This window comes from Paenibacillus massiliensis subsp. panacisoli DSM 21345, assembly GCF_000426545.1.
Classification (GTDB): domain Bacteria; phylum Bacillota; class Bacilli; order Paenibacillales; family Paenibacillaceae; genus Paenibacillus; species Paenibacillus panacisoli.
On sequence record NZ_AUFO01000017.1, the window covers coordinates 25,724 to 52,028 of the forward strand.

At 50.4% G+C, this 26,305-nt stretch carries 24 protein-coding genes; 21 read left to right on the forward strand and 3 right to left on the reverse strand.

The window, feature by feature from the left end; genetic code table 11:
* Positions 1 to 20 precede the first annotated feature (20 nt).
* The 11 genes from nifH to K331_RS31015 all read left to right on the forward strand — a co-directional run bounded on the left by nifH (position 21) and on the right by K331_RS31015 (position 13,244).
* Positions 21 to 887, forward strand: coding sequence for a nitrogenase iron protein (gene nifH, locus K331_RS0114400; protein ID WP_025681097.1), 867 nt, complete (start codon positions 21 to 23; stop codon positions 885 to 887).
* 103 nt (positions 888 to 990) lie between these two features.
* A complete protein-coding gene (gene nifD, locus K331_RS0114405) occupies positions 991 to 2,448 on the forward strand; it encodes a nitrogenase molybdenum-iron protein alpha chain (RefSeq protein ID WP_028590850.1) in 1,458 nt (485 codons plus the stop codon).
* Entirely contained in the window at positions 2,445 to 3,974 is a 1,530-nt protein-coding gene (nifK, locus tag K331_RS0114410; RefSeq protein WP_028590851.1) for a nitrogenase molybdenum-iron protein subunit beta, read from the forward strand. The genes nifD and nifK overlap by 4 nt, the downstream gene beginning before the upstream one ends.
* Before the next feature lie 206 nt (positions 3,975 to 4,180).
* A complete protein-coding gene (gene nifE, locus K331_RS0114415; protein WP_028590852.1) occupies positions 4,181 to 5,542 on the forward strand; it encodes a nitrogenase iron-molybdenum cofactor biosynthesis protein NifE in 1,362 nt (453 codons plus the stop codon).
* On the forward strand, positions 5,532 to 6,839 hold the full coding sequence (gene nifN, locus K331_RS0114420; RefSeq protein ID WP_028590853.1) for a nitrogenase iron-molybdenum cofactor biosynthesis protein NifN: 1,308 nt from the start codon (positions 5,532 to 5,534) through the stop codon (positions 6,837 to 6,839). The genes nifE and nifN overlap by 11 nt, the downstream gene beginning before the upstream one ends.
* On the forward strand, positions 6,836 to 7,222 hold the full coding sequence (locus K331_RS0114425; protein WP_028590854.1) for a NifB/NifX family molybdenum-iron cluster-binding protein: 387 nt from the start codon (positions 6,836 to 6,838) through the stop codon (positions 7,220 to 7,222). The genes nifN and K331_RS0114425 overlap by 4 nt, the downstream gene beginning before the upstream one ends.
* A 136-nt stretch (positions 7,223 to 7,358) precedes the next feature.
* Positions 7,359 to 8,123, forward strand: a complete 765-nt coding sequence (locus K331_RS0114430; RefSeq protein ID WP_028590855.1) for a HesA/MoeB/ThiF family protein — start codon at positions 7,359 to 7,361, stop codon at positions 8,121 to 8,123.
* A complete protein-coding gene (locus K331_RS0114435) occupies positions 8,101 to 9,246 on the forward strand; it encodes a homocitrate synthase/isopropylmalate synthase family protein (RefSeq protein WP_028590856.1) in 1,146 nt (381 codons plus the stop codon). The genes K331_RS0114430 and K331_RS0114435 overlap by 23 nt, the downstream gene beginning before the upstream one ends.
* Before the next feature lie 478 nt (positions 9,247 to 9,724).
* Entirely contained in the window at positions 9,725 to 10,342 is a 618-nt protein-coding gene (locus tag K331_RS0114440) for an alpha/beta hydrolase (RefSeq protein WP_028590857.1), read from the forward strand.
* Positions 10,343 to 10,621: 279 nt separating this feature from the next.
* Positions 10,622 to 11,899, forward strand: a complete 1,278-nt coding sequence (ilvA, locus tag K331_RS0114445; protein WP_028590858.1) for a threonine ammonia-lyase IlvA — start codon at positions 10,622 to 10,624, stop codon at positions 11,897 to 11,899.
* Positions 11,900 to 12,338: 439 nt separating this feature from the next.
* Complete coding sequence (locus tag K331_RS31015; protein ID WP_051289846.1) at positions 12,339 to 13,244, forward strand: AraC family transcriptional regulator; 906 nt, start codon at positions 12,339 to 12,341, stop codon at positions 13,242 to 13,244.
* Between the two features lie 282 nt (positions 13,245 to 13,526).
* On the opposite strand, the gene K331_RS0114455 is transcribed toward K331_RS31015, so the two are convergent.
* A complete protein-coding gene (locus tag K331_RS0114455) occupies positions 13,527 to 14,018 on the reverse strand; it encodes a hypothetical protein (protein ID WP_028590859.1) in 492 nt (163 codons plus the stop codon).
* Between the two features lie 256 nt (positions 14,019 to 14,274).
* Here K331_RS0114455 and K331_RS29605 point away from each other — a divergent pair, with 256 nt between their 5' ends.
* The 3 genes from K331_RS29605 to K331_RS0114470 all read left to right on the forward strand — a co-directional run bounded on the left by K331_RS29605 (position 14,275) and on the right by K331_RS0114470 (position 16,771).
* Positions 14,275 to 14,529: a hypothetical protein gene (locus K331_RS29605; RefSeq protein WP_036634951.1), complete on the forward strand. Its 255-nt coding sequence runs from the start codon at positions 14,275 to 14,277 to the stop codon at positions 14,527 to 14,529.
* 416 nt (positions 14,530 to 14,945) lie between these two features.
* Positions 14,946 to 15,770 (forward strand): alpha/beta hydrolase, encoded by an 825-nt coding sequence (locus K331_RS0114465; RefSeq protein ID WP_028590860.1) that lies wholly within the window; start codon positions 14,946 to 14,948, stop codon positions 15,768 to 15,770.
* Positions 15,771 to 15,967: 197 nt separating this feature from the next.
* Entirely contained in the window at positions 15,968 to 16,771 is an 804-nt protein-coding gene (locus tag K331_RS0114470) for a DODA-type extradiol aromatic ring-opening family dioxygenase (protein WP_028590861.1), read from the forward strand.
* A gap of 222 nt (positions 16,772 to 16,993) precedes the next feature.
* On the opposite strand, the gene K331_RS0114475 is transcribed toward K331_RS0114470, so the two are convergent.
* Positions 16,994 to 17,509, reverse strand: coding sequence for a DoxX family protein (locus K331_RS0114475; RefSeq protein WP_028590862.1), 516 nt, complete (start codon positions 17,507 to 17,509; stop codon positions 16,994 to 16,996).
* A 306-nt stretch (positions 17,510 to 17,815) separates the two neighbouring features.
* Here K331_RS0114475 and K331_RS29610 point away from each other — a divergent pair, with 306 nt between their 5' ends.
* From K331_RS29610 to corA, 4 genes are all read left to right on the forward strand, one after another.
* The gene (locus tag K331_RS29610; protein ID WP_226383601.1) at positions 17,816 to 18,958 is read left to right on the forward strand and encodes a DUF3048 domain-containing protein; all 1,143 of its coding nucleotides are present in this window, start codon (positions 17,816 to 17,818) and stop codon (positions 18,956 to 18,958) included.
* A 231-nt stretch (positions 18,959 to 19,189) separates the two neighbouring features.
* Entirely contained in the window at positions 19,190 to 19,804 is a 615-nt protein-coding gene (locus tag K331_RS0114485; RefSeq protein ID WP_018885365.1) for a DUF47 domain-containing protein, read from the forward strand.
* Positions 19,805 to 19,817: 13 nt separating this feature from the next.
* Positions 19,818 to 20,810: an inorganic phosphate transporter gene (locus tag K331_RS29615; protein WP_036634960.1), complete on the forward strand. Its 993-nt coding sequence runs from the start codon at positions 19,818 to 19,820 to the stop codon at positions 20,808 to 20,810.
* A gap of 671 nt (positions 20,811 to 21,481) precedes the next feature.
* On the forward strand, positions 21,482 to 22,438 hold the full coding sequence (gene corA, locus K331_RS0114500; RefSeq protein ID WP_028590864.1) for a magnesium/cobalt transporter CorA: 957 nt from the start codon (positions 21,482 to 21,484) through the stop codon (positions 22,436 to 22,438).
* A gap of 33 nt (positions 22,439 to 22,471) precedes the next feature.
* Here the strand turns inward: corA and K331_RS0114505 are convergent, their stop codons facing one another.
* On the reverse strand, positions 22,472 to 22,960 hold the full coding sequence (locus K331_RS0114505; protein WP_028590865.1) for a hypothetical protein: 489 nt from the start codon (positions 22,958 to 22,960) through the stop codon (positions 22,472 to 22,474).
* A gap of 424 nt (positions 22,961 to 23,384) precedes the next feature.
* Between K331_RS0114505 and K331_RS0114510 the strand changes: the two genes are divergently transcribed.
* The 3 genes from K331_RS0114510 (at position 23,385) to K331_RS0114520 (ending at position 25,953) form a co-directional block, all read left to right on the forward strand.
* On the forward strand, positions 23,385 to 23,675 hold the full coding sequence (locus tag K331_RS0114510; RefSeq protein WP_018885361.1) for a YerC/YecD family TrpR-related protein: 291 nt from the start codon (positions 23,385 to 23,387) through the stop codon (positions 23,673 to 23,675).
* 1 nt (position 23,676) lies between these two features.
* The gene (locus tag K331_RS0114515) at positions 23,677 to 24,474 is read left to right on the forward strand and encodes a sirohydrochlorin chelatase (RefSeq protein ID WP_028590866.1); all 798 of its coding nucleotides are present in this window, start codon (positions 23,677 to 23,679) and stop codon (positions 24,472 to 24,474) included.
* 594 nt (positions 24,475 to 25,068) lie between these two features.
* Positions 25,069 to 25,953 (forward strand): diacylglycerol kinase, encoded by an 885-nt coding sequence (locus K331_RS0114520; protein WP_028590867.1) that lies wholly within the window; start codon positions 25,069 to 25,071, stop codon positions 25,951 to 25,953.
* Positions 25,954 to 26,305 lie beyond the last annotated feature (352 nt).

Sequence of the window (26,305 nt, forward strand, 5' to 3'; positions counted from 1 at the left end):
ATTGTGGAGGCTGATGGAAGATGAGACAAATCGCGTTCTATGGTAAGGGCGGTATCGGCAAATCAACGACCTCACAGAATACATTGGCTCAGCTGGCTACCAAGTTCAATCAGAAGATCATGATTGTAGGCTGTGATCCCAAGGCGGATTCAACAAGATTGATTCTGAATACAAAGGCACAACAGACAGTGCTGCATCTGGCGGCCGAACGAGGAACCGTCGAGGATCTGGAGCTGACGGACGTGGTACAGCAGGGCTTCGGGAGCATTCTGAATGTGGAGTGCGGCGGTCCAGAGCCAGGGGTAGGCTGTGCCGGACGTGGAATTATAACTGCGATTAACTTTCTGGAGGAAGAGGGAGCGTATGAGGGGCTGGACTTCGTATCCTACGATGTGCTCGGGGACGTCGTCTGCGGTGGCTTCGCCATGCCGATTCGGGAGAAGAAGGCGCAGGAAATCTACATTGTCTGTTCCGGTGAAATGATGGCGATGTACGCAGCCAACAACATTGCACGTGGAATTCTGAAATATGCCAACAGTGGCGGGGTGCGGCTCGGTGGCTTGATCTGCAATAGCCGAAATACGGACCGCGAGGCTGAGCTGATCATGGAGCTGGCCAGACGCCTCAATACGCAAATGATTCATTTTCTGCCCCGTGACAATGTAGTTCAGCATGCCGAGCTGCGCCGGATGACAGTAACGCAGTACAATCCAGAGCATAAGCAGGCGGCTGAATACGAGGCGCTGGCCGGAAAAATTCTGAACAATGACATGTTGACCGTTCCCACGCCAATTACGATGGAAGAGCTGGAGGAATTGTTGATGGAATTCGGCATTATCGAGGATGAAGAGACGGCACTGAATAAGCTGGAGGCTTCGGGCCAATAAGAGCGGAAGTTAGCATTTGCTGATCCGTCCAAAACGATTGTTCTATTGGTCTGATCGACTCGAATGAGACGTGTATATCTGTGCAGGAGGGGAGGGATAGGTCGTGAGCCGTGTGGTAGATAAAGGCAAGCAGATCGTGGAGGACATTCTGGAGGTATATCCCAAGAAAGCGAAGAAGGACCGTGTAAAGCACTTTGAGGTGGTGGATGAGGATCAGGCCAGCGCCAGCAGCTGCAGTACCTGTTCGATAAAATCCAACCTGAAATCACGTCCCGGCGTTATGACAGCTCGCGGCTGTGCCTATGCAGGCTCGAAGGGTGTCGTCTGGGGGCCTATTAAGGATATGGTGCACATCAGCCATGGACCCATCGGCTGCGGGCAGTATAGCTGGGGAACACGACGCAACTATGCGAATGGGATACTTGGCATTAACAATTTTACAGCGATGCAGATTACCAGTGATTTTCAGGAAAAGGACATTGTTTTTGGCGGGGATAAGAAGCTGGAGGTCATCTGTCGAGAGATTAAGGAAATGTTCCCCCTTGCCAAGGGGATCAGCGTACAGTCGGAATGTCCGGTAGGGCTGATCGGTGATGATATCGGTGCTGTCGCTAAAAAGATGACCCAGGAGCTGGGAATACCCGTAATTCCCGTACGCTGCGAAGGCTTCCGTGGTGTCAGTCAATCATTGGGCCATCATATCGCGAATGATGCGATTCGTGATTTCCTGATGGGACGGATGGAGCTGGAGGAGTGCGGGCCGTACGACGTGTCGATTATCGGGGATTACAACATTGGGGGAGACGCATGGGCTTCGCGAATATTGCTGGAGGAAATGGGGCTGCGCGTCATCACTCAGTGGTCTGGTGATGGCACAATTAATGAGCTCGGCATCGCTCACAAATCCAAGCTGAATCTCATTCACTGCCATCGCTCTATGAACTATATGTGTACGACAATGGAGGAGGAATATGGCATTCCGTGGATGGAATACAACTTCTTTGGTCCAACGAAGACGGTCGAGAGTCTGCGCGCGATTGCGGCCAGGTTCGATGAGACGATCCAGGCCAACTGCGAAGAGGTGATTGCCCGCTATATGGTGGAGATGGAGGCAGTCATTCGTAAATATCGTCCACGTCTGGAGGGAAAGAAGGTCATGCTCATGATCGGCGGTCTGCGGGCCCGGCATACCATCGGTGCCTACGAGGATCTTGGTATGGAGATTGTGGCGACAGGCTATGAATTTGCCCATAAGGATGATTATGAGAAGACCTTCCCGGACTTGAAGGAGGGAACGATTCTGTACGACGATCCTACCGCCTATGAGCTGGAGGAACTGGCTCAGCGTCTGAACATTGATTTGATGGGAGCGGGCGTCAAGGAGAAGTATGTGTATCACAAAATGGGGATTCCTTTCCGCCAAATGCACTCGTGGGATTATAGCGGTCCTTATCACGGCTTTGATGGCTTCAAAATCTTCGCCAGAGACATGGATATGACTGTGAATAGCCCGGTATGGAGCCTGCTGCCCTGCCGCGAGAAGGTGGAGGTGTCGGTATGAGTGAACGTCTCCACATTCCGGATCACAACAAACTGTTCCAGGAGGATAAATACGTTCGTCAGCGTGAGCATAAGCGAGAATTCGAGGCCCCTTGCTCGGAGCAGGAGGTCCAGGAGACGCTGGACTACAGCCGCTCCAAGGAGTATAAGGATAAGAATTTTGCACGCTCCGCAGTAGTCGTGAATCCCGCGAAAGCCTGCCAGCCGCTCGGTGCAATCATGGCCGCGCTCGGCTTCGAGAAGACCCTTCCATTCATCCACGGCTCGCAAGGCTGTACTGCATATTTTCGCAGCCACCTCTCCCGGCACTTCAAGGAGCCTGTCCCCGCCGTATCTACCTCGATGACTGAGGATGCAGCCGTATTCGGCGGAATGAGCAACCTGATCGACGGAGTAGAGAACAGTATCGCGCTTTATAAGCCGAAAATGATTGCGGTCTGCACCACCTGTATGGCAGAGGTCATCGGGGATGACCTCTCCGCCTTTCTCGGCAATGCCCGTCAGGCGGGAGCACTGCCTGAGGATATGCCGGTACCTTTTGCCAATACTCCTAGCTTCTCCGGCTCTCATATTACAGGCTATGATGCCATGCTTCGCTCTGTACTGGAGACGTTGTTCAATCAGTCCACCGAGGTGGCACAGCCAGGGACATCGGGCAAAGTGAACGTGCTGCTTGGCTTTGACAGCTATACTGGCAATTTTGCAGAGATCAAGAGAATTTTGGCCTTATTCGGGGCCGATTACACCATTTTGGGAGATCATAGCAGTAATTTTGATTCCGGCGCGACCGGAGACTATACCTACTACTATGGGGGGACGCCATTGGCAGAGGTGCCAAAGTCCGCGAATGCCCTAGGTACGCTGGCACTGCAGAAATTCTCTCTCCGCAAGTCATTAAGCTACATGAAGAATACGTGGGGACAACAGATCGTCGCCATGTCTACTCCACTGGGGATTGTGGCTACCGATGATTTGCTGGATGAGATTAGCCGCTTGACCGGGCAGGCGGTGCCGGAGGCGTTGATCCAGGAGAGAGCCAGGATCGTGGATGCCATGACGGATTCGCATGCATATCTGCATGGGAAAAGGCTTGCGCTCGTCGGTGATCCGGATCTGCTTCTGGGCTTGATTACGTTCTGTCTGGAGCTGGGGATGGAGCCGGTGCATATCATCTGCTCCAATGGTGATGCCAAATTCAAGAAGGAGGCGGAGCAACTACTGCAAGTAAGTCCATACGGCTCCGAGGCTACGGTGCATGCCGGTCAGGATTTGTGGCATCTACGTTCGTTGCTGTTCGACGATCCGGTCGATCTGGCCATGGGCAGCTCACATGTCAAATATGCAGCGAAGGAAGCGGGGATACCGCTAATACGAGTGGGCTTCCCGATCTTCGACAGGCATCACATGCATCGTTATCCGATCATCGGCTACCAGGGAGCGCTGAACCTTCTGACACTGATGGTGAATACGATCCTGCAAGTCATGGAGGACGAGGCTCCAGACCATAGTTTTGATCTTGTGCGATAGGCCCCTTGCGTACCGAGTGCTCCTGTGCTGAATGAAATATGCAGGAGCTGGTAGTGATGCCAGCGGATCAGTGGAGGATGAATATATAGGAATGCATTTTGCATAATTCGATTAGTGACGCTATGAAGTGCAATATATTGTGGCTTGAAAAACGCTCGATGGATTGATGCAAAATGCTCATACAAAGAATAAGGAGGGATGTACGGATGGAGGTAGCTGCGGCAAATGGTAACCCGAAGGTGTCCTGTGGTACCCAAATACCCAAGGGCACGCCATGTCCCCGGCCGGTACCGGGCGAGGCAGCAGGGGGATGCAGTTTTGACGGTGCCCAGATCACGCTGCTTCCTATTGCAGATGCGGCTCATCTTGTTCATGGGCCGATAGCATGTCTGGGGAATAGCTGGGAGAGCAGAGGCAGCCTATCCAGTGGGCCTGAGCTGTCCGCCTATGGATTGGCCACAGATCTCAAGGAGCAGGATATTGTTTTTGGCAGTGAGCGTAAGCTTCAGGAATCCATCCGTTACATTGTGAGCCGTTTTGCTCCCCCTGTTGTATTCGTATATACCACGTGCGTAACAGCTTTGATTGGAGAGGATATGGACGCCGTATGTAAGGCTGAGACGGAGCAGCTGGGGATACCTGTCATTCCAGTGAACAGCCCTGGCTTTGTAGGAAGCAAGAATCTTGGCACCCGTCTTGCTGGCGATATCCTGCTGCAGCATGTCATAGGCAGAGCCGAACCGGAGCAGACAACGCCGCATGATGTCAATCTGATCGGTGAGTATAACATTGCAGGGGAACTGTGGCATATTGAACAGTTGCTGCAGCAGACAGGCATCCGCATCCTGTCGCGGATTACAGGAGACGGGCGCTTCCGCGAGATCAGTTGGGCTCACCGTGCTAAGGTTAATATGGTTGTCTGTAGTCGCGCACTGCTGGGGCTGGCCGTACAGATGGAACGAAAGTACGGCATTCCCTACTTTGAAGGCTCCTTCTACGGGGCGAAGGAGACGAGTTATTCCTTGCGACAGATCGCCTATCTGACTGGAGATCGGGAGGTGGAGTACAAGGTAGATAAGCTGGCAGCGCGTGAGGAGTTGCGGTTGCAGCGAGAGCTTCAACCATATCGCAGGATTTTGAAGGGCAAGCGTGTGGTGCTTTATACTGGCGGCGTTAAGAGCTGGTCTGTCATTACCGCATTGCAGGAGCTAGGAATGAAGGTGGTTGGGGTAGGCACCAACAAGAGTACTGTGGAGGATATATCGCGGATTGCCGCGCGTATTGGCGATGATGCTGATTATATCCCGGAGGGTGGTGCGCGGCAGATTCTCAAGACGGTACGAAATCGGCAGGCTGATATGGTCATTGCCGGGGGACGTAACATGTATATGGCCCTGAAGGAGCAGATTCCGTTCGTGGATATTAATCAGGAGCGACACACAGCCTATGCAGGCTATGAAGGCTTGCTGACACTTGCCAGACAGCTGGCTTATAGTCTTGAGCATCCGGTATGGAGGCTGGCTGCCAAGCAGGCGCCATGGGAGGAGGAGATTGGTCATGCCGATTAGACAGGTCTCCAAGCCTCTTAGTGTCAATCCGCTGAAGGTTGGCCAGCCTCTAGGCGGTGTGATGGCGCTGCAGGGAGTGTATCGTTCCATGCCGCTGCTTCATGGTGCGCAAGGATGCTCGGCTTTCTCCAAATCACTCTTGACCAGGCATTTCAGAGAGCCCATCGCTGTGCAGACATCTGCGCTGCAGGAGATGGATGTTATTTTTGACGCCGATCGCAATCTCGAAGAAGCGCTGGATTCCATCTGGTCCAAGCACCATCCTGATGTCATAGGCGTATTGAGCACAGCGTTGACTGAAGTAGCAGGAGTTGATTTCCAGAGCAGGGTCAAGACCTTCAAGCGTGAGCGCTCCATGAAGGACAGTCTTTTATTCCCGGTGTCACTTCCCGACTTTCAAGGCTCTCTGGAAACGGGGTATAGCAGCACTGTGGAGGCCATGATTGATGCCGTCCTTGGGCACATGGGAGGGAGACTTCCCAGGAAAAAACGCACGGGTCAGGTGAATCTCCTTCCGGGCTCCCATCTGACAGCAGGGGATGTTATGGAGATCAAGGATATTATCGCGTCCTTCGGTCTGGAGGTCATTACTCTCCCGGATCTATCCACCTCTCTGTCAGGGCATCTGCTCACAGGCTTCTCGCCATTGACCCGTGGGGGTGTGCCTCTGGATTCTATGTGTCAGATGCTGGAGTCCTCCTGCACGATAGTTGTTGGAGCCAGCATGGAACGATCTGCCCGTCGCTTGGAGAATTCGGCAGGCATCCCCTATCAGCTGTTCGCAGGCTTGTCAGGCCTCGCGGCTAGTGATGAATTCATGCGCTTTCTCCAGCACATCAGTCGGGAGACGACCCCGGTGCGCTTCAGGTGGCAGCGTGAGAACCTGCTGGACAGTATGCTGGATGCCCATTTCTACTATATGGGGGTCTCCGCCGTAGTTGCACTTGAGCCGGATCACCTGCTATCCACGGCTGAATGGTTGGGAGAAATGGGGGTTCAACTGAAGCGACTGATTACATCCTGCCGTACATCAGCGATCCTGAACAGCAGCTTGGACATCTGGATCGGGGATCTGGATGATGCTGAGGATGCAGCAGTCTCTGCCGATCTATGGATCAGCAATTCACACGGAAAAAAGGGTGCGATGCGTTCGGGTACTGCTTTTGTGCAGGCTGGCTTTCCCGTCTACGACGAGCTTGGGGTGCACACGTCGATAAGCGTGGGCTACCGCGGGACCATGACGCTGGTTAATAAAGTCGGCAACTCGCTGTTACACGGAAGGAGCAGAGGAGGATGAAGGTAGCATTTTCAACAGACGACGGTATTCAGGTCAATGCCCATTTCGGCCAAAGCCCGATGTTCGCCATCTATGAGGTGACACCAGCCGGGATAGAACTTCTGGAGCACAGGCAGGTATTATCGGAGAACGAGCTGCATGAAGCGGGAAAGATTGCAAGCCGTATTCGTCTAATTGAGGATTGTGTGCTCGTCTTCCTCGTACAAATTGGAGCCTCCGCTGCAGCTCAGGTGACCAAACGCACAATTATGCCTGTCAAGGTGGCGATCAATAGTCCCATTGAAGATCAGCTACAGCGGCTGCAACAAATGCTGCTCCGCAAACCGCCTATGTGGCTGGCCAAGATCCTGCATGCGGAGAAGCTAAAGAGAGAATCAGAATGAGGAACGTAGCAGGGACTCTCAATAGAAATCCTGATTAAGAATCCTGATTAAGAATTCTGATTAAAGATTTTACTTAAGAATTCATAGTAAGCATCAGCGATGTGACGGAGCAAGCCTGAGATCGAGGGGGCCTGTTATGGAACGACAAGGGTCGAAAGGTAGATATGAGAGACAGCTGAAGCTGCTCGGCATGGAGGGACAAAGCAAGCTGCAGCAGGCCTCTGTCCTGGTGGCCGGGATAGGCGGGCTGGGTGGAACGGCGGCTATATATCTGGCGGCAGCAGGTGTAGGCAAGCTGATGTTGGCTCATGAAGGCGTAATTCATTTGCCTGATATGAACAGACAAATCCTCATGGATAGCGAGCGAATCGGGGCTGAGCGAATGTCGACAGCAATTGAGCACCTGCGCAGGATTAATCCGGAGCCGCAGATTGAAGGCTATGCCGAGAGAATTACGGATGAAGGCTCCGGTGCATGGGTGGAGGCTGCGGATATTGTGATTGATGCTCGTTATGATTTTCCCGAACGCTATGCACTGAATCGATTATGTGTGCAGTATGGTACACCGATGGTGGAAGCGGCTATGTATGGATACGAAATATCTCTGACAACAGTAGTCCCAGAAGAGACAGCCTGTCTGGAATGCATATACCCGGCGGGAGATCAATCCTGGGAGCCGCTCGGATTCCCCGTACTGGGAGCGATCTCGGGGATGGCTGGTTGCATGGCCGCATTGGAGGCTATCAAATGGATCACAGGGACAGGGGAGCTATTCACGAATCGCATGTATCGTATGAACGCGCTGGACATGAAGGACTATAGTATAAAGATCCGGCGTAATCCGAGTTGTCGATGTTGTGGAGCGGAGGTGAGGGCTGATGAGAAGATTGCGTATTTGTGACACGACGCTGCGTGATGGTGAGCAGGCTGCTGGCGTCGCTTTTTCATTGGAGGAGAAAGTGAAGATTGCATTTATGCTGGATCAGGCTGGTGTAGAGCAGGCCGAGATTGGTATTCCTGCTATGGGAAAGGAAGAGTGCAGGGCTATGTCCAAGGTGGCAGAGCTGGGACTCGATATGTCCCTTGTGACCTGGAACCGTGCTGTACGCTCAGATCTTGATGCTGCACAATCTACCGATATACGCTGGTCCCATATTTCTATCCCAGTCTCTCCCGTACAAATGAAGGCCAAGCTAGGAATGACTGCTGCCGAGGTCATGGAGTTGATCCGCGGAGTAGCCGATTATGGATTGCGAAAAGGGATGACCGTATCCGTGGGATTTGAAGATGCGTCCCGTGCGGACTTCCCATTTCTGGAGAAGCTGGCATGTCAGCTATACTCGGATGGCATTCGTCGCTTTCGTTACGCAGATACGCTGTCGGTGCATCATCCTGCAGCTATTGCTGAACGTATTGCTGGACTTGTCCTTGCTTTGTCCCCAGATGCGGAGCTGGAGGTGCATTGCCATAACGATTATGGTCTGGCTCTTGCCAATACGCTAGCCGCATTGGAGGTGGGGGCTGTATGGGCAAGCACGACAGTATCGGGGCTGGGTGAACGTGCGGGCAATACAGCTCTGGAGGAGCTTGTAATGTCCTGGAGAGACCTGTACGAGGAGAGCTGTGATATTCGCCCTGAACTGCTAAAGCCACTCGCTGAGCTTGTATCGCGTGCCTCTAATCGATTAATACCGGAGGCTAAGCCTATCATTGGAGAGCTGGTATTCGCTCATGAATCAGGTATCCATGTGGATGGTCTATTGAAGGAAAGGAGGGCGTATCAGGCGCTGGACCCGACGGAGCTTGGGATCGATCACTCGTTCGTGCTTGGCAAGCATTCGGGTAGACGGGGTGTAAAATACATGCTGGAGTGTGAGGGCATTCAGGCAACCTCTGCAGAGATTAACTTTTTGGTAGAACGACTCCGCGTGCTGGGAGAGAGCCCAAAACGGGCCGTCAGCAGCACAGATCTCAAATGCTGGCTGGATCATTATGCAAAGACCACGTGTACTCAATATAACTGACTTAAATGACCTACCTACGCGTACTCAGTAACTGACTTAGCGATATGGTGTTTGTAACTAATTATGGTTACTCGTAGAAAAGTTTTTTCAGAAGAGCAGTGAAGAATATTACACATTTCGTAATATCCTCATCGTTACTGTCGAGCGTTCCTTACCCGGTATCCCGTGGTATGAACGCTTATTTGTTGTTGCTGCCAGCCTGTGGGAAAGAGACAAATCTACAGTTCCATCCGTTGCAGAAGTAGGGATTGCAGAATGCTGAAAAGTATTTTATAATATAACAAAAGTAAGAATCTTAATTTTGAAATGAATAAGAGTATTAACAATTCAGTAAGATAGTGAACGGATTACAAATGCTTCTAAGGAAGCTACAAAGGAAGCTACAAAGGAAGCTACAAAGGAAGCTACAAAATTTCTGGCTCGTGTTGTCTGTATTCGTGGCAACAGATATATCCTAAATCCTGAGGAGGTTATAATTATGAAGCATATTTTCAAGCAAGGTACGAATCAAGAGGCTCCGGTATTGCTGCTCCTGCATGGCACAGGTGGTAACGAACAAGATTTGCTGCCTTTGGCGGATATGATCTCGCCCGAGTCCTCCGTGTTAGGTGTACGCGGGAATGTTCTGGAGAATGGCATGCCGCGCTTCTTCCGACGTCTCGCTGAAGGAGTATTTGATCTGGAGGATCTGGTCTTCCGCACACGTGAGCTATCTGCCTTCATTGATGAAGCTGCGGAGCAGTATGGATTCAATCGCGGGAACGTAATTGCCGTCGGTTACTCCAACGGTGCCAACATTGCAGCCAGCATGCTCTTCCATGACAAGGATGCCCTTCGGGGTGCGATTCTGCATCATGCGATGGTGCCGCTACGTGATATCCAGCTTCCTGATCTGAAGGGTACGGCTGTATTCATTGGCGCGGGTGAGAATGATCCGTTGATTCCGGCACAGGGCTCCAGAGAGTTGGAGGAGCTCCTCACAGGAGCAGGTGCTGAGGTGGAGACTCATTGGGAGCGAAATGGCCATCAGCTCACTCGTACAGAGGTAGAGGCGGCAGCAGCCTGGTTCGCACGACAATATGGTGCTGGTGAATAAGTCAACGAGCTCACTCGCAGCTAATTAGCGAATACAAAGTAAATTAACAAATACAAAGCAATTCAATAAATGCAAGGCTTGTTTAACCTTAGAATATTGATTCCTAATAGCAGCGATTCTCCATGTGAGGGTCGCTGCTGTGCTATTAGGTAGCAGGAGCAAGATCTAATGCTCAATCTCGCATAGCTACCGCTAGCAGCCCGCGCAATTCGACCCAAAACGTGGTATGATAATCGGTACAAACTATAGAACCAGCTTAACGGAGTGTGGAGTGAGCATATGAAATCAGCAGATAGTCCCCGGACGGATGTCCCTTCCGTGGGTATGGAGGATATTATTCGCGCGCATCATATGCTGCGTGAAGTGATTGTCAAGACGCCGTTACAGCGTGATGCTGTATTGTCGGCAAAATATGAGTGTGAAGTGTATTTGAAGCGGGAGGATCTGCAGGTGGTGCGCTCCTTCAAGATTCGTGGTGCGTACAACATGATTCGCAGTCTTACGCCAGAGGAAATGGAGAAGGGGATCGTCTGTGCCAGTGCAGGAAATCATGCGCAGGGTGTGGCGTTCTCATGTAATGCGCTGGGCATTAGGGGCAAGATCTACATGCCAAGCACTACGCCTAACCAGAAGGTGAAGATGGTTCGCCGCTTTGGTGGGGAGAGCGTAGAGGTCATTCTTACAGGCGATACCTTCGATGATGCGTATGCGGAGGCGATCAAGCGTTGTAATGAGGATGGTATGACGTTTATTCATCCTTTCGATCAGCCGAAGATTGTAGCTGGTAATGGCACCGTGGGCATGGAAATTCTGGAGGATCTGGGCATGCCGGCAGACTATGTGTTCGTGACGATCGGCGGGGGCGGACTCGCAGCTGGCGTCGGAACCTATGTCAAAACGGTCAGTCCGGCCACACGTATCATTGGCGTTGAGCCGCTCGGAGCTGCTTCGATGAGTGAGGCCATACGCTTGAACGGAGTGGTTACACTGGATCAGATCGACAAATTCGTGGATGGAGCCGCCGTCAAACGTGTTGGAGAGCTCACCTATGATATATGTACACGCGTACTGGACGACATTGTGAAGGTCCCTGAAGGCAAGGCTTGCACGGCCATTCTGGAGCTATATAACGAAAATGCGATCGTGGTAGAGCCAGCTGGCTCTCTGCCTGTGGCTGCACTGGATTTTTGCAAGGATGAGATAAAAGGCAAGACGGTCGTCTGTATCGTCAGTGGCGGCAACAATGACATTGACCGGATGCAGGAGATTAAGGATCGTTCCTTGATGTACGAAGGCCTCAAGCATTATTTCATGGTTAACTTCCCGCAGCGGGCGGGTGCTCTTCGTGAATTCCTGCAGGAGGTGCTGGGACCGGATGATGATATTACCCGTTTCGAGTATACCAAGAAGAATGATAAGGAGAATGGCCCTGCTCTCGTCGGCGTTGAGCTGATGTACAAGGAGGATTACTTCCCACTGATTGATCGGATGAATCGGAGAGGTATTCAGTATACGGAGCTCAATAAGAACGAGAATCTGTTCAATATGTTGATCTGAGGAAGCCAGTGTTGTTAATTAGTACCTGGACTCGATCCAATAGAAGTGTATAGCTGCTGCTGATCATTATCACCAGTAATCATATCCAGTCGAGGTATTAGGAACTAGGTATTTACTGTTCAACTAGATAAATAAAGCTCAGTTAGATAAAAAACAAAGCCGTATGCTGATCTGGAATCAGTGTACGGCTTTTGCTGTCTTTATAGCTGCCTAGGCTGCATATTCAGTATAAGACAGGACAGTCAACCCAATACCTAGGCAACCAACACTGTGTGCTCTAGGTAATAAAAATTGAATGAAATGAAAGAGCTAAGGATAGTGCTTTTGATCTCGGACAAGGTGATAGCATTTCTGTTATGATGGCTGCAATCAAGTCAGCCTTGCGCTTATGAACCTGCAATATCAAGATGAACATGATTCCCGACATGAGGAGGATATAATGTCTTCATTTCGTTTGTTTCGTTCGCCACCATCGCGTATGCCCCTACATCTCTACTGTGCAGGGATAGTTCCGAAGAAGCAGCAGCATCATCCAGAGGGCTTTCCTGAGCATCTTATGATATTGTCACACCATGGCTCTGCGCTGCTTGAGCGGGAGGATGGCTCGACACGTCGCTTGCGTCCGTTCCAGATCACGACTGTATCCAAGGAGCTTGCCTATACCATTAGGCCAGATGACAGTAAGGTATGGGATCAGCGTTATGTCGGATTTGGCGGCACCCTCTCAAGTACACTACTGCGCACTCTTCAGGATCTTGAGCACGTTGAATTAGACCAAGACGGATTCATGAAGCTGTGGCTGCAGCTGATCAGGCTATGGGAGCTGGACCTGCGTAATCCCCGTCTGCATGAGCAAATGAACGAAGTCACTTATCGGCTCCTGCCGGGAGCAGTAGAGGCACTATTATCTTCTGAAAGCTACAGGAAGGCAAGCGAAGGAGAATGCCAGTCCTTGAGGCCGGAATGCGATACCGAGCAAGAATCCTCAGACCTAAGCAATCGTGAGGGCTTCCGACAAGCACTCGCCTATATGCATGCCCATTATCGCGAAGAGCTACTCTTGCAAAATGTAGCCGAGATCGTCGGGTACTCCGTGCAGCATCTGAATCGACTGTTCCACCAGGAATATGGTATGACCGGCCACCAATATATGCAGCGTCTGCGACTGGAGCATGCCAAGCAGTGGATGCTTGATCGTCCTTTGGCAACGATGCGCGAGGTAGCGGATGCCGTTGGGATGGAGCTGAATTATTTCATCCGCATGTATAAGCGTAGATTCGGCGTGACGCCTGGCGAGCAGGCCAGAATAACTCGTGATGGCACGCTGGACGAACCGATCGGATAACGGTCGGGACTTATCCAACAGCTCAAGCTACAGCTAGTACTACAACCAGTACTACAACCAGTACTAGAGCTAAGAGCAACAGGTAGTGCTGCAACTGTGTTAAGTGTTAAGTGCTAGGACTAATGTAGTTCATCCTACTGCTCGTCCTACTGCTATTGTTAATACTGTTCAATGCTCCAATATAGGAGTTGGCATAGTTATAGCTTACCTATCCAGCGATCCTTTAGCATAGACCTACCACCACTCTCCAGTTGTTCTCCAGTGCTATGGTAGTTCGTTAACCTAAACCGAGGCCTTCCGACGTTGATTTCGTCTCCACATGATGATGATGAGCACCACCCAGCCGACGATCCCGATGACAAGACTGGTCCATGGCGAGATGGTGAATACAGGCAGAGAGCCTCGTAGCAGCAGGCCACCTATGAGAATTACGGCTACCAGCACTACGTAGGCCAATATGGATCTGATGTTCATGCTGGCTCGCTCCGGGACATGGGGACGCTGATCTGCGGAATCTTGATCCGTCTCATCGTCCTCCGGTCTAACCATGAATTTGGTCAGGGCCTCAATGAGAACAATGGCTCCTCCAGCGATCAGAACGAGTGTAGAGATTCCCACCTTCGTGTAAGGCTCCACATTTCCCCCTGTAGATTGTACAACCAGCCCTACCAGGGCAATCGTCGTAAAAAAGAATGTCAGTGCAATCCAGGCAATCAGCACATAGCTGCTATAGCTTTTATTGGCTTGCTTCTGATCCGTGTGCGTATCAGGCACGTGTACTCCTCCTTGCTGTTATCAGGCTATGAAGAAAGTATACCATTCCGCGAGTCCGTGTCCAGAATGTGGCGGAATGTTGACAAATGAAGAATAGCTGACTGAATTTCATTCTTGTAAGTATAATGTGAACGCTTCCCGTTGAAAATTACCCCATAAAGAGATTACAGCAAGCAAGCATAGCAACCGTACTTGTACAGTATATGCTGCTGTTGGACCTCTCTACACGACTATTAAGGACGGGAGCGTGAAGCAGATGAAGGATGAAGGCACAGGTGATATTCAGCCAACCGCCAACCATGTCCATACGGACAAGACCTCACTACCAGGAGCAGGCAAAGGGGCCCCAGTATACCGTATTCTGGATCAGGAGGAATTCTCCGATGAATTGGGGCAGCAGCCGTCAGTGAATCTGTGGGATGAGCATCGCCTAAGCCAAGAGCATGGATGGATGAATGCATGGGAGGGACGGAGTGAGACCCACAGTATGTTCCGTCAGAGCTATGAGTGATCTCTAGCTATAGTTCCTCGTAACAGACGGAGCATAGCTGATGTAGCTATTAGTAGGCTCAAGTGGAATGTGCCGCTAGTAAAAGATGAATGGCCCCTGAGTGTATGTGCACCAGTTGCAGACTCACATCAGCTGATATGGAAGTAGGAGCAAGAACACTAAGGTATATGAAAAGACGTCTACAGTAAAGGCGTCGAACAGTAAAGATCAAGGTCCTGGAGGTTACCTCCAGGGCCTTATCTTGTGTTCTAGCCGAGCTCATTGACAGAGGACGCATCAAGGTGATATATTTTCTCATATAATCTAATACCAATTAAACTAATCGGAATAATTAAATATTTAGAAATGGCCATCGTGACTTTCACTGTTAACAGTAGAATAAATGGAACATACGTGGGAAACGGGAGGAAGAGAGTATGGAGCGACAGATCAGTATTCGATACGAGGGAGAAGAGTTGGCAGCAACCTTTCATTATCCCAGCGATAACGGGGAATCGAAAAGACAGAATAGAGTACCGCTTATCATCATCTGCCATGGCTTCGTAGGTAGTCGCATAGGTGTGGATCGGCTGTTCGTACGGACCGGGCGTGAGCTTGCAGCTAAGGGCTACGCCGTGATCCGTTTTGATTACGCAGGGTGCGGAGAGAGCTCAGGCGAATATGGTGAGCAAAGTCTGGAATCCATGATCAATCAGACACGGGCTGTGATAGATTATGCGATGAACTGCATTGATGTGGACCCGAGTCGCGTCACGCTACTGGGGCATAGTCTTGGCGGTGCAGTCGCTGTTCTGACGGCTGTGCGTGACAAACGCGTGCAGAACCTGATCATGTGGTCAGCTGTTGGCTATCCTTTCAATGATATTGTCAAAATCACCGGGCGGTCCACCTACGATGAAGCAGTTCAGCAAGGCAAGGCAGACTACCTTGGCTATAAGTTCACACCTGTGTACTTTGACTCGCTGGCCCAATATCAGCCGTTCCAGGAGGCGGTGAAGTTCAACGGCAACGTGCTCGTTGTTCATGGGACCTCCGATGATATTATTCCAGTGGATTATGCCTTCTTGTACCAGAAGGTGTTCTGGATGCGCAGCGAGGGACGGTGCGATAAGGAGATCATTTTCCAAGGAGATCATACCTTCTCATCGGGCAAAGAGCGAGATCAGCTTATCACATCGACCCTCCAGTGGCTGACGAACCAGGAGCGTCTGGAGGAAGAATGGCAGCACTGGATGATATGATATTGGAAAAACCGCGTGCGCAGGAGTAAAATAGAGAGGTAAGGCATATTTCCGAAAGTCAAGCACCGCCGATAGCTGATGAAGGCCAGCATTGATCTAGGACGATATTTGGCTTGGACGATATAGTCTTCGTAAGCTCACGCGGTATGCATTCGGAATAGCCCTCACCATCATTTTGCGTGTGGAGGTTGGCAGCGATGACAATACCAGCACTATTCGTGGCGCATGGTTCGCCTACACTGGCTGTGGAGGACAATGCTTATACCCGCTTTTTGACCAGACTGGGTTCACGGCTGCCGCGTCCCCGCGGGATTGTCGTATTCTCAGCGCACTGGGATTGTCCCGATCAGAGCATCGGAGTGGACGACCAACATACAGCCATGCACGATTACTACGGCTTCCCCGATGACATGTATCAACTGACCTATGATCCTCCGGGTGATCAGGAGCTTAGCGAAGAGATCATGGCCATGTTCAAGCAGCAAAATCTATTCGTTCGTCCTGTACAGGGCAGGGGGCTGGATCACGGAGCCTGGGTTATTCTGCGGCATCTGTACCCTGAAGGAGATATTCCTGTCATTCCGTTATCCGTAGACTCACGCCGTTCGCCTCAAGAGCAGTACAATATCGGGCGCATGATCAGCGCTCTACGTGATCAGGATATTCTGATTATTGGCAGTGGAGGGCTCGTACACAACCTTCGCTTGCTGCGGGAGACCGATGAGCCTGAAGCCTGGGCTGTAGCCTTCGATGACTGGATCGGGGAGCAGCTAACCGTGTGGAATCTGAGGCACCTTTTCCTGTATGACAAGAAGGCACCACATGCCCGTGAGGCCGTGCCGTCTTATGCCAGAGAGCATATAGCGCCCTTGTTCTATGCGATGGGCACAGCAGACAATAACGGGAATGCCGTGAAGCTGTATCAGGAGTATGCGCATGGATCGCTGAGCTTGAATTGTTGGGTGTTCGGAGCTGAGCCTGATTTTGGGCTGGAGGATTAGCAGTAGCATTTTAACTACAGACAACTCTATATTCAAAGCAATATTTGCAAAAACAAAACTAGATTACAAACAAGAATATATTCCAAACAAGACCGTATTCCAGAACAAGACTATATTCCAGAACAAGACTATATTACAAAAATAAGAGGCAGTTACCGCACTTGGCGGTGTCTGCCTCTTGGTGAATCTGGAAGCTGAGAGCATCAGTTATGAGGTCTCAGGTTATGCCCCTTTGAAGGCTGGGTCCTGACTGGTACCGCCTTTGCGGAACAATTTGCGAAGGTAAGGAAGTACCCAGTAGTCGAAGCCGATGCGACCAGCGTTAGCACCTGCAACTACGATGAAGATTTCAGCCAGCACCAGGATTGCGTTGGTGCTTACAGTGCCCGAGAACAAGAATGCGAAGTTCATGACCATAGCCATCAGTGCAGCCAAAGTAGTGAATGTACCCAAGATCAGTCCGAGACCTACCAGGAATTCGCCCAGCGGGATCAGGAAGTTGAAGAGGCCAACGTTAGGCAGTGCGAAAGTCTCCAGGAACGCTCCCCACCAGCCTTGTACGGTTGGGCTTTCGCCCGTCGATTTTGCGATCGCTCCGGTAATGAAGCCGCCTGCGTCGAAGCCTCCACCAACGAGTTTCTTCCAACCGTGATCCATCCAATCCCAACCAATGTATACTCTCAGTACTGTCAGTAACCACATTGCAACCTTATTTTCTCTCAACCAATTGTTAAACATATGAACCACTCCTTTTTTATAATCAATAATTTGTGTTATTAATGCTGTTGTTACTAGTGCTTTTTGCTTTTGTGTGATGATCATCTTGGCTACATCCTTATTGTAGTGTAGGGAAGGGCGAATATTTGTGATATAAATCACAAAGTCGGAAATTTCTTTTAAATTTTAATTTCTCCTTGTTCAGAGAAAATTTAAGATGTCAAATGTTGGAGTTCTCAATGCCGGAATATCCTTATTTAACAGGACAAAATCGGAAGTCGGAGTTTATAATGAGAAAAAAAGTTGGAGGAAGGAATGTTGACCCAGATGAAATTTAAGCATTGGTGCATCGGTGCACTCCTCGTCACAAGTTCGTTGCTGCTCGCGTCCTGCTCAGAATCTGTACAGGAGCCAACAGTGACACCCCCTGTCGTTACCCCGGAGCCAGAGCCTGTTAAGGAAGAGACTCCTGTGGAGCCTGTCTATGCATACAGTGCGCCGCTAACGGGACTGGGATCGGATGAGCCTGTAAAGCAACGCCCGCTTGCGGTCATGATCAACAATGCCCCGGCGGCTAGGCCGCAATCCGGTCTGAGCGGAGCCGATATCGTATATGAAGTGCTGGCGGAAGGCGGTATTACCAGACTTGTAGCGATCTTCCAGAGTGGTGGCAGGGATGTGAACATCGGTCCGGTCCGCAGCATTCGTCCTTATCTGATCGAGCTCGCAGAGAGCTATAACGCCCTTCCAATACATGCAGGAGGAAGCAACGACGCCTATGCCATTTTCCAAAGACAAGGCAAGCAGCATCTGGACGAGATCACGAATGCAGGAACGTCCTTCTGGCGAAGCAAAGACCGTAAGGCGCCACATAATCTGTACACAGACCTGGACAAGCTGGTAGTGGGTGCGGAGAAGCGCGGTTATCCAGTGGAGGCAGAGGCTCCTGCGTATACCTTCGATGATCCGAAGACACATCAGATTGCAGGAGAGGAAGCGACTGCACTGGATATTCGATTCCTGCTCAATAGCTATCGGGTATCCTATACATATGATGCGGAGCAAGGACTATATAAGCGCATGATTAACGGCAAGCCGCATGTCGATCTGAACAATAATGAACAGCTCACAGCTACGAATTTAATTGTATTGTCTACGAATCATCGGGTACTGGATGATGTAGGCCGATTGGCAGTGGATCTGGATCGCGGAGGCGAGGCAGCCATTTTCCAGCAGGGTCGGATGATTCAGGGAACGTGGAGACATAATAAGGGAGATTCCATTCGCTTTGACGTGGACGGCAAGGAATGGCCATTGCTTCCGGGCAAAACCTATATACACATTGTCCCTACTGACAACAATGGGGTAAGCGGACATATTACGATTACGGAGCCAGCGGCTGCCTCGACGGATTCAACGGATTCTAAGGACTCTAACGGCACTAAGGACACTAAGAACTCAAGCGACTAAAGAGACACATATCAGTAGGAATTCGGATGCAATAGGCGGGAAATGTAATTATAAGGTAAAACTAAGTCAATATAATGTAAAGGAATTGCCCTATTGTATCCGTTTTCAATGAAAAACCGCTTAGAACTTTACAAAGCCTTTACAAAAAACCTGTTACTTGTGATAAGATAGCAAAGGTTGTTTTTATCTGTCCGCGTTCAAGCAGTAACAATTTGTAAAGGGGTAATCGTTATGAAACTGAAGAAAAAGGATATCTTTTTTCAGACGCTGGAGAATATGGCAGATACCATTGTACATGCCGCTGACTACTTCTCCCAGCATGTTTCGAATCTTCAAAATGTAATTGAGTTTACAAGTGAAATGAAGAGATATGAGTCCAAGTGCGATGAATTCACGCACACGATCATCAAAGAGCTTAACAAAACATTTATTACACCGATTGAACGCGATGATATTATGGATCTGACAACCACTATGGATGATGTATTGGACGGTCTTGAGGCAACAGCATCTCGTTTCTATATGTATCATTTGACTGAGCCGGATGAGTATATCATTCAATTCGCGGATATTCTGCGGCAGTCTGCGTACGAGATTCAGAAGGCTGTTCACTTGCTGTCCCAGAAGAAGCTGCTGGCGATTCGCGAGCATACGATCCGACTGAATGATCTGGAGAACCAAGGGGACGAGCTGCTGCGCAAATGCATCAATAACCTGTTCGCCACCGTGAGCGACCCGATCGAGCTCATTAAGCGCAAAGAGATCTATGAACGGCTTGAGACGACTACAGATGCTTGTGAGCATGTAGCGAACAGACTGGAATCGATCATCATGCGTAACTCGTAAGGGGTCCTCTCACATGGAAACAAGTTTACTCGTTCTAGGTATTGTTATATTTCTAGCCTTGGCCTTTGACTTTATCAACGGATTCCACGATACAGCCAATGCGATTGCTACATCCGTCTCTACCCGAGCTCTGACGCCACGCCGTGCTATTATACTGGCTGCTGCGATGAACTTCTTAGGGGCCATGATGTTCACTGGAGTCGCAAAGACGATCGGAGGAAGCGTTGCAGATCCGACGAAGCTGACTAATGGTATAGATATTGTCATTTGTACCCTGATTGCAGCAATTATATGGAATTTGGTAACCTGGTGGTTCGGCATTCCATCCTCGTCTTCCCATGCGCTGATCGGTGCGCTGGCAGGTGCTGTATATGTAGGGGCTGGTTCGGACATGGTGAATTGGTCAGGCTTCATTGATATTGTTGAGGCACTGGTCTTCTCTCCACTAATTGCATTTGTAATCGGGTATATTGTGATGATGATTCTCAAATATATCTTTGCCCGTCGCAGTCCGCATACCGTTAACAAGGGTTTTCGGATGATGCAGATTTTTACGGCGGCACTGCAGTCTTTTACACACGGAACGAACGATGCCCAGAAAGCGATGGGGATTATTACCTTCGCACTGGTCTCCGCCAAGTATCAAGATCATCTGGAGGTACCGCTCTGGGTTAAGATCGCAGCGGCTACTGCGATGGCACTGGGTACGTCAATTGGTGGCTGGAAGATCATCAAGACCATGGGGACGAAGATCTTCAAGATTGAGCCGATTAACGGCTTTGCCGCAGATATCTCGGCTGCGTCCGTTATCTTTACGTGTACGATTCTGCACTTGCCTGTCAGCACGACGCATGCCATTACCTCTGCGATCCTTGGTGTTGGTTCAGCGAAGCGCTTCTCCGCTGTGCGCTGGTCACTGGCAGGGCGAATTGTAGTAACGTGGTTCATTACGATTCCGATCTCCGCATTGCTGGCGGGAGCGGTATTCAAATTATTCTTTGCCTAGTACTTCGACCAAATCAAGATGGGTGCAGAACTGCTAAACATTGAATCAGATTCGGTCAAGGTACTAGGTTAGGACAAGCTATGAAGCAAGGCAGTATGATGACACTCACATGTTGACATGTTGTATTAGCGAAATCATGCTCTGTCCGTCTTCGCTAACGAAGTCCTGCTATATAGTTGTATATCTGCAAGCTACAGGGGCCAACCGTCAGGATGGCTTCTTTTGCTGTGCACGTACGGATTATGGTAGATTGGGGTGTGGCTATATTGATCGAACGGATATAGATCGAACGGATATAGCTTGAACTGAAAATGTTAAGGGCTCAGGTCCGTGCAACTGCGGAGAACGTTTGAACCTCCGGCCACTGTTGTCTCCAGATTTCTTTCATGTACACGGCTTATAGCTCGTAGAAATCCAGAGACAAAGGCGGTCGCTGGCGCTCCTTCCCTTCCAAACTTCCCCTCCGTTGCTCACTCCCCTGCTCAATGTAACAGGATCAATTTATATAGTACCTTGACCAGTTCAAAAGAGAGTCGGTGGCTGCAAGCGGGGGGAGCTCTGTCGACCAATGTTCAGCTTGTTTAATCGAGACAACGTAATAGGTTAAGGTACTATGAACTATATGAACTACGGATAATAATTAGGAGTTGTACATAAAGGGAGGGATCGCCTTGATCCGCACGCTAGCTATCGGACATGCTCATGAAGTCATCGCAGGAATCCCGCTTCAGAATATAGATGTGGAGAAATACGCTTGGATATGGGTGGATTTTATTGAGCCAAGTGAAGAAGAGTCCAAGCTGCTGGACAGTTATTTTCATTTCCATCCGCTGGCTATCGAGGATTGTATGCATGTACTGCAGCGCCCCAAGCTTGACCATTATCCGGAGACGGAGTTCATGGTAATCCATGCGCTCAGGGAGCATACGCTGGAGGTAGAAGAGGTCGGCGTGTTCATGAGAGAGCGTCTCCTCGTCACGTATCACCATGCGCAGCTGGCTGAGGTGGACCGGGTATGGGATCGGCTGGCTGACGGTCATACGAATACCGTCTCGACCAAAGGGCCACTGGCTGCGGCTTATGAGGTGCTGGATGAACTGGTGGATCAATATTTCCCCTGTGTATACGCGATTGAGGATGAGCTAGCCGAGCTGGAGAATCAGAGCGGGAATGAGTCTGTTGAGCTACTGATGACGCAGGTCTTCCAGCTGCGGAGTCGTCTGCTGAAGATTCGCCGCACGGTCGTGCCGATGCGCGATCTGCTCTATCGCATCCTTAACTCCGGGCATGTCCAGGGTGCGGGGGAGTACAAAGCGTATTTCACAGATATCTATGATCACCTGCTCAAGCTGGCGGACATGATTGAGGCCGACCGCGAGATGACGGCCGACCTGAGAGATGGATATATCTCGTTGAACTCTAACCGGATGAATTCGATCATGAAGACGCTGACGGTTATCACGACGATCTTCATGCCACTAACGCTGATCGCAGGCATCTACGGAATGAACTTCGTGAACATGCCTGAGCTACACTGGACCTATGGCTATGCGATCGTCATGGTGGTGATGGTGGCCATGTCGGTCGGTATGGTGCTGTGGTTCTCCAGACGCGGATGGTTCAAATAGTCAGTAGCACTATTCGTGTGAAGCTACCACTAGTTATCGTCTGCGTCTTTTGCTGGAGCGCTTGCGCGGGGTTCCCCGCTTTGGCGCTGTTTTTTTGCGTCGTCTGGGCGGATCGTAATCGTCGTAGGAATCATCAGTGGCTAGCAGTCCTTTGCCGCCGCCCTTGCCGAAGGGCAGGGAGCCCATGATTAATTTGGCCATAGGAGCGAATTGCTGCATCGTGCTCATGACCTTCTGGACCTTGCCAATGGTGGCAATCATGCCGTCAATGCCGCCCATGCGGTCGATGAAGCCCTTGATCTCGCCGAGGCTTGCAAGACCACCTAGTAAGCCTCCTTTGCTGTCTGTGGCCGCCGAAGTAGCTGTCAGCAGATCAGAATCTTGGGGAGCATATGGAACGAGGCCGGGTGAATCGACCTGTGGAGCTTGCTCGTATGGGCTGACCCCTGGGTAGGATGGAGAGGAATAGGGATCAGAGAGGGACCTATGTGAATGCGGTCTCCGGTAACGATTATCGCGCATGCAGATCACTTTCCTTTGTTATGTGATACTATACCTTATGTCACAGATGCACAGGACGATTAGGCGCGTGTCCCATAATTATGGATAAAAGCGGATTTGGGCGTGGGTGATGGCCCAGGTCAGCAGGGATAAGAGCGGAGCGACAAGCTAAGTACGGATAACAAGGAAAGGTGAAGCCAAGCACGAATGGCTGTAGAAGGCTCGTATGAACTGACAGCTCGTGGACTGGTGGGGGCCCATCTGGAGGGGACTAGCAGAAACGATTTTTCATAGATGCACATGGATAGCGCCGGGTGTGAAGAACTGGTGTCCGACTAAGGTCCTGATATTGCTATTCTGTAATGCGTGAAACCGTTAACGCTTGAAAAACTTAGTGACACTCAGTTACAATGAAAGAACAAGTATCGGTGGGAGATGATTATACATGCAGCTTAAGAAGCTTAATGATAAAAGTATAGATCAATTATTTGAGGCCATTCTTACATTGAAGGATCTGGAGGAGTGCTACGTCTTCTTCGACGATCTGTGCACAATTAACGAGATTCAGTCGCTGTCGCAGCGTCTGGAGGTAGCGCGTATGCTCGGCAAAGGTAGTACTTACAACCAGATTGAAGCCGAGACGGGTGCAAGTACAGCTACGATCTCGCGCGTAAAGCGTTGCCTGAACTATGGTAACGATGGCTATAAAATGACGTTGGAACGACTGGGACGCTAAGATGAGCCGGCCGGGAATCCTGATCATCGGGCATGGCTCCATGACGGCTTCATGGGTCGCGCAGGTCGATGAGGTTGCTGGACGGCTGCAGCTACCTGCCGGGGTACCGGCGGTGGTTGCTTTTCTGGAGCAGGTAGAAGGGCGTTCTATTCAGGATGGTATAGATAGGCTAGAAGAACAAGGGGTGACGGATATGCTCGTCGTCCCGTTCTTTGTGTCCTCTGGTAGTACACATGTCGATGAGATTGGGTATGCACTGGGGACAAAGGCAGAGCCAGAGAAGGAGACGGATCTGGAGCCTTTTCGGATTCAGGCGCGTGTCTATTGGGGAAATCCGATCGACGCTGGCCCCGCTGTAGCTGAGATTGTATGGTCGAAGGCGCGGCCGTTATCGGTCGATCCAGAGCACGAGGTTATTCTGCTAGTCGGTCATGGCAGTGTGCATGAGGGGTTCCGGCAGCGCTGGGAGTCCGGCATGGCTTCGCTGATGATTGATGTGGCGGTACAAAGTGGAATACACACGGATTTTGCCTTGCTGAACCCGCTATCGGTGCGCGACAAAATCGTATATTGGACCGAGGAACGGGGAATGGCTGTTATTGTGGCCCCGTTATTTTTGAGTTCAGGGTACTTCACGGACGTCGTTATTCCAAGGAAGATGGAGGGCCTGAATTATCGCTATAATGGTGAGGCTTTGCTGCCGCATCCGCTACTGACAGCCTGGCTACAGGAGCAGGTCGATGCTCTGTTCCTTCGTTATGAGCAGAATTTGGATAAGGCAGATGAAGTGAGGGGCTGACAGTGGCAACAGCATGTTGGCGCAGGTGTGTGCATTATTACAGCTAGATACCTAAGCTAGGGTAGCTGCAATAAGTCTAGGCTAAAATAGCTACTAAGGCTGGAATGGAGTTGCCTAGGCACTGGAATAGAACTAGGCTGGAATAGAGCTATCTAAGGCTAGAAAATGGCGAAGTGAAGAAGCTATCTGAGGTCTACTTCATACTTGCTTGCTGATAGGAAGGCAGTAGCTCCAATATGACAGCTAACATGGGTTAGATGCACATAGGGTTATGAGGTAGTATTTTCGGCTATGCTGATATAAGATGAATGCTTCTGGATGTAGTCTGAATATGCATGGAATGGGTTGCCCTTTAAGGCATGCCCATTGTAAAAGAGTCTTTTTTCCAGTATGATAAAGCCTTGAAGATAGCGTATGATGCTTCAATGTGTGAGCTTGTCTGTGGTGATGCTCGGCTGTAATGAGTGGATCAACAGGCAGGGGGATAGACATGATACGCCAGGTGATGGCCTGGGTATACACTTGATATGGACATACTGCTGTGTAGTCTATTCATGCTTGGATTCATCATCAAATAACAGGTGGAATACGTGAATGAAAAGAGCCAGATTAATCTATAATCCTACCTCCGGACGAGAGGAAATGAGACGCAGACTGCCTGATATCCTGCAGCGGCTGGATCAGGGCGGTATTGAGGTGTCGGTCTATGCGACGACCGGTGAAGGGGATGCAACACGTGAAGCGACCGCAGCTGTCGAGCGTGGCTGCTATGATATGATCATTGCCGCAGGCGGAGACGGCACATTATATGAAGTAGTGAATGGTATGGCGGAGAGGGAGAATCTGCCTGCCTTGGGCGTATTCCCGCTAGGGACTACGAATGATTTTGCTCGTGCGCTGGGCATTCCGCGGCAATGGGAGGAGTACTGTGATCTGGTCATACGTCAGGAGGCTAGACCTATTGATATCGGTAAGGTCAATGACAGATACTTCATCAATATTGCAGGCGGCGGCTCGTTGACCGAGCTGACTTATGAGGTGCCAAGCAAGCTGAAGACAATGATCGGGCAGCTGGCCTACTACTTCAAAGGGCTGGAAAAGATGGTCAGCCTCGCACCACAGGAGCTGACGATTCAGGCGGCAGGTCATGAGACATTGCATGATGAGTTCATGCTATTCCTGATTGCCAATACGAATTCGGTAGGCGGCTTCGAGAAGCTGGCACCAGGGGCCTCGATCGACGATGGCATGTTCGATGTCATCGCTGTGCGCAATTGCAATCTGGCGGAGATGATTCGTCTAGTCACGCTGGCGTTGCGCGGTGAGCACTTGAATGATAAGAAGCTGGTCTACTTCAAGACCGATTACATGGAGGTTACCTCTCCGGGCCACGTGCAGCTGAATCTGGACGGCGAGCTGGGCGGGACACTGCCTGCGACGATTCGGAATCTGAAGCAGCATATTCAGGTATTTAGATGAGAAGAGTCTAGTTGTGTTCAGGAAGAGCTGAGCTTACTGAGTGGGTCGAGAGGTTGCTTTTGAAGAGTGCTTATTCGTATGCGGGTATGCTTGTACCATGGCATATGGCATTGCATCAGGGCATTTGATCCAGACACCAATACTTCATCCAATACCAAGACTCGCTAAAAACAGCTTGAAGTGACCGATTCCATTCATGGAAACATGAATGTAGAGCAATTATTATAGGCTTGATGTAACTCACTGTAAGCTGGTCACATCAATGCCATTAACAAGTCGCATAGGTAGAGTAGATTGAAATGTCGTTCTTCCGTCAGGAGCAGCGGCATTTTTCGAGTTGTAGGAATGTCTG

Coding starts and splice junctions, on each gene's coding strand:
- nifH (WP_025681097.1), top strand. CDS start 21: ATGAGACAAATCGCGTTCTATGGTAAGGGCGGTATCGGCAAATCAACG.
- nifK (WP_028590851.1), top strand. CDS start 2,445: ATGAGTGAACGTCTCCACATTCCGGATCACAACAAACTGTTCCAGGAG.
- nifE (WP_028590852.1), top strand. CDS start 4,181: ATGGAGGTAGCTGCGGCAAATGGTAACCCGAAGGTGTCCTGTGGTACC.
- nifN (WP_028590853.1), top strand. CDS start 5,532: ATGCCGATTAGACAGGTCTCCAAGCCTCTTAGTGTCAATCCGCTGAAG.
- K331_RS0114425 (WP_028590854.1), top strand. CDS start 6,836: ATGAAGGTAGCATTTTCAACAGACGACGGTATTCAGGTCAATGCCCAT.
- K331_RS0114430 (WP_028590855.1), top strand. CDS start 7,359: ATGGAACGACAAGGGTCGAAAGGTAGATATGAGAGACAGCTGAAGCTG.
- K331_RS0114435 (WP_028590856.1), top strand. CDS start 8,101: ATGAGAAGATTGCGTATTTGTGACACGACGCTGCGTGATGGTGAGCAG.
- K331_RS0114440 (WP_028590857.1), top strand. CDS start 9,725: ATGAAGCATATTTTCAAGCAAGGTACGAATCAAGAGGCTCCGGTATTG.
- ilvA (WP_028590858.1), top strand. CDS start 10,622: ATGAAATCAGCAGATAGTCCCCGGACGGATGTCCCTTCCGTGGGTATG.
- K331_RS31015 (WP_051289846.1), top strand. CDS start 12,339: ATGTCTTCATTTCGTTTGTTTCGTTCGCCACCATCGCGTATGCCCCTA.
- K331_RS29605 (WP_036634951.1), top strand. CDS start 14,275: ATGAAGGATGAAGGCACAGGTGATATTCAGCCAACCGCCAACCATGTC.
- K331_RS0114465 (WP_028590860.1), top strand. CDS start 14,946: ATGGAGCGACAGATCAGTATTCGATACGAGGGAGAAGAGTTGGCAGCA.
- K331_RS0114470 (WP_028590861.1), top strand. CDS start 15,968: ATGACAATACCAGCACTATTCGTGGCGCATGGTTCGCCTACACTGGCT.
- K331_RS0114475 (WP_028590862.1), bottom strand. CDS start 17,509: ATGTTTAACAATTGGTTGAGAGAAAATAAGGTTGCAATGTGGTTACTG.
- K331_RS29610 (WP_226383601.1), top strand. CDS start 17,816: ATGAAATTTAAGCATTGGTGCATCGGTGCACTCCTCGTCACAAGTTCG.
- K331_RS0114485 (WP_018885365.1), top strand. CDS start 19,190: ATGAAACTGAAGAAAAAGGATATCTTTTTTCAGACGCTGGAGAATATG.
- K331_RS29615 (WP_036634960.1), top strand. CDS start 19,818: ATGGAAACAAGTTTACTCGTTCTAGGTATTGTTATATTTCTAGCCTTG.
- K331_RS0114505 (WP_028590865.1), bottom strand. CDS start 22,960: ATGCGCGATAATCGTTACCGGAGACCGCATTCACATAGGTCCCTCTCT.
- K331_RS0114510 (WP_018885361.1), top strand. CDS start 23,385: ATGCAGCTTAAGAAGCTTAATGATAAAAGTATAGATCAATTATTTGAG.
- K331_RS0114515 (WP_028590866.1), top strand. CDS start 23,677: ATGAGCCGGCCGGGAATCCTGATCATCGGGCATGGCTCCATGACGGCT.
- K331_RS0114520 (WP_028590867.1), top strand. CDS start 25,069: ATGAAAAGAGCCAGATTAATCTATAATCCTACCTCCGGACGAGAGGAA.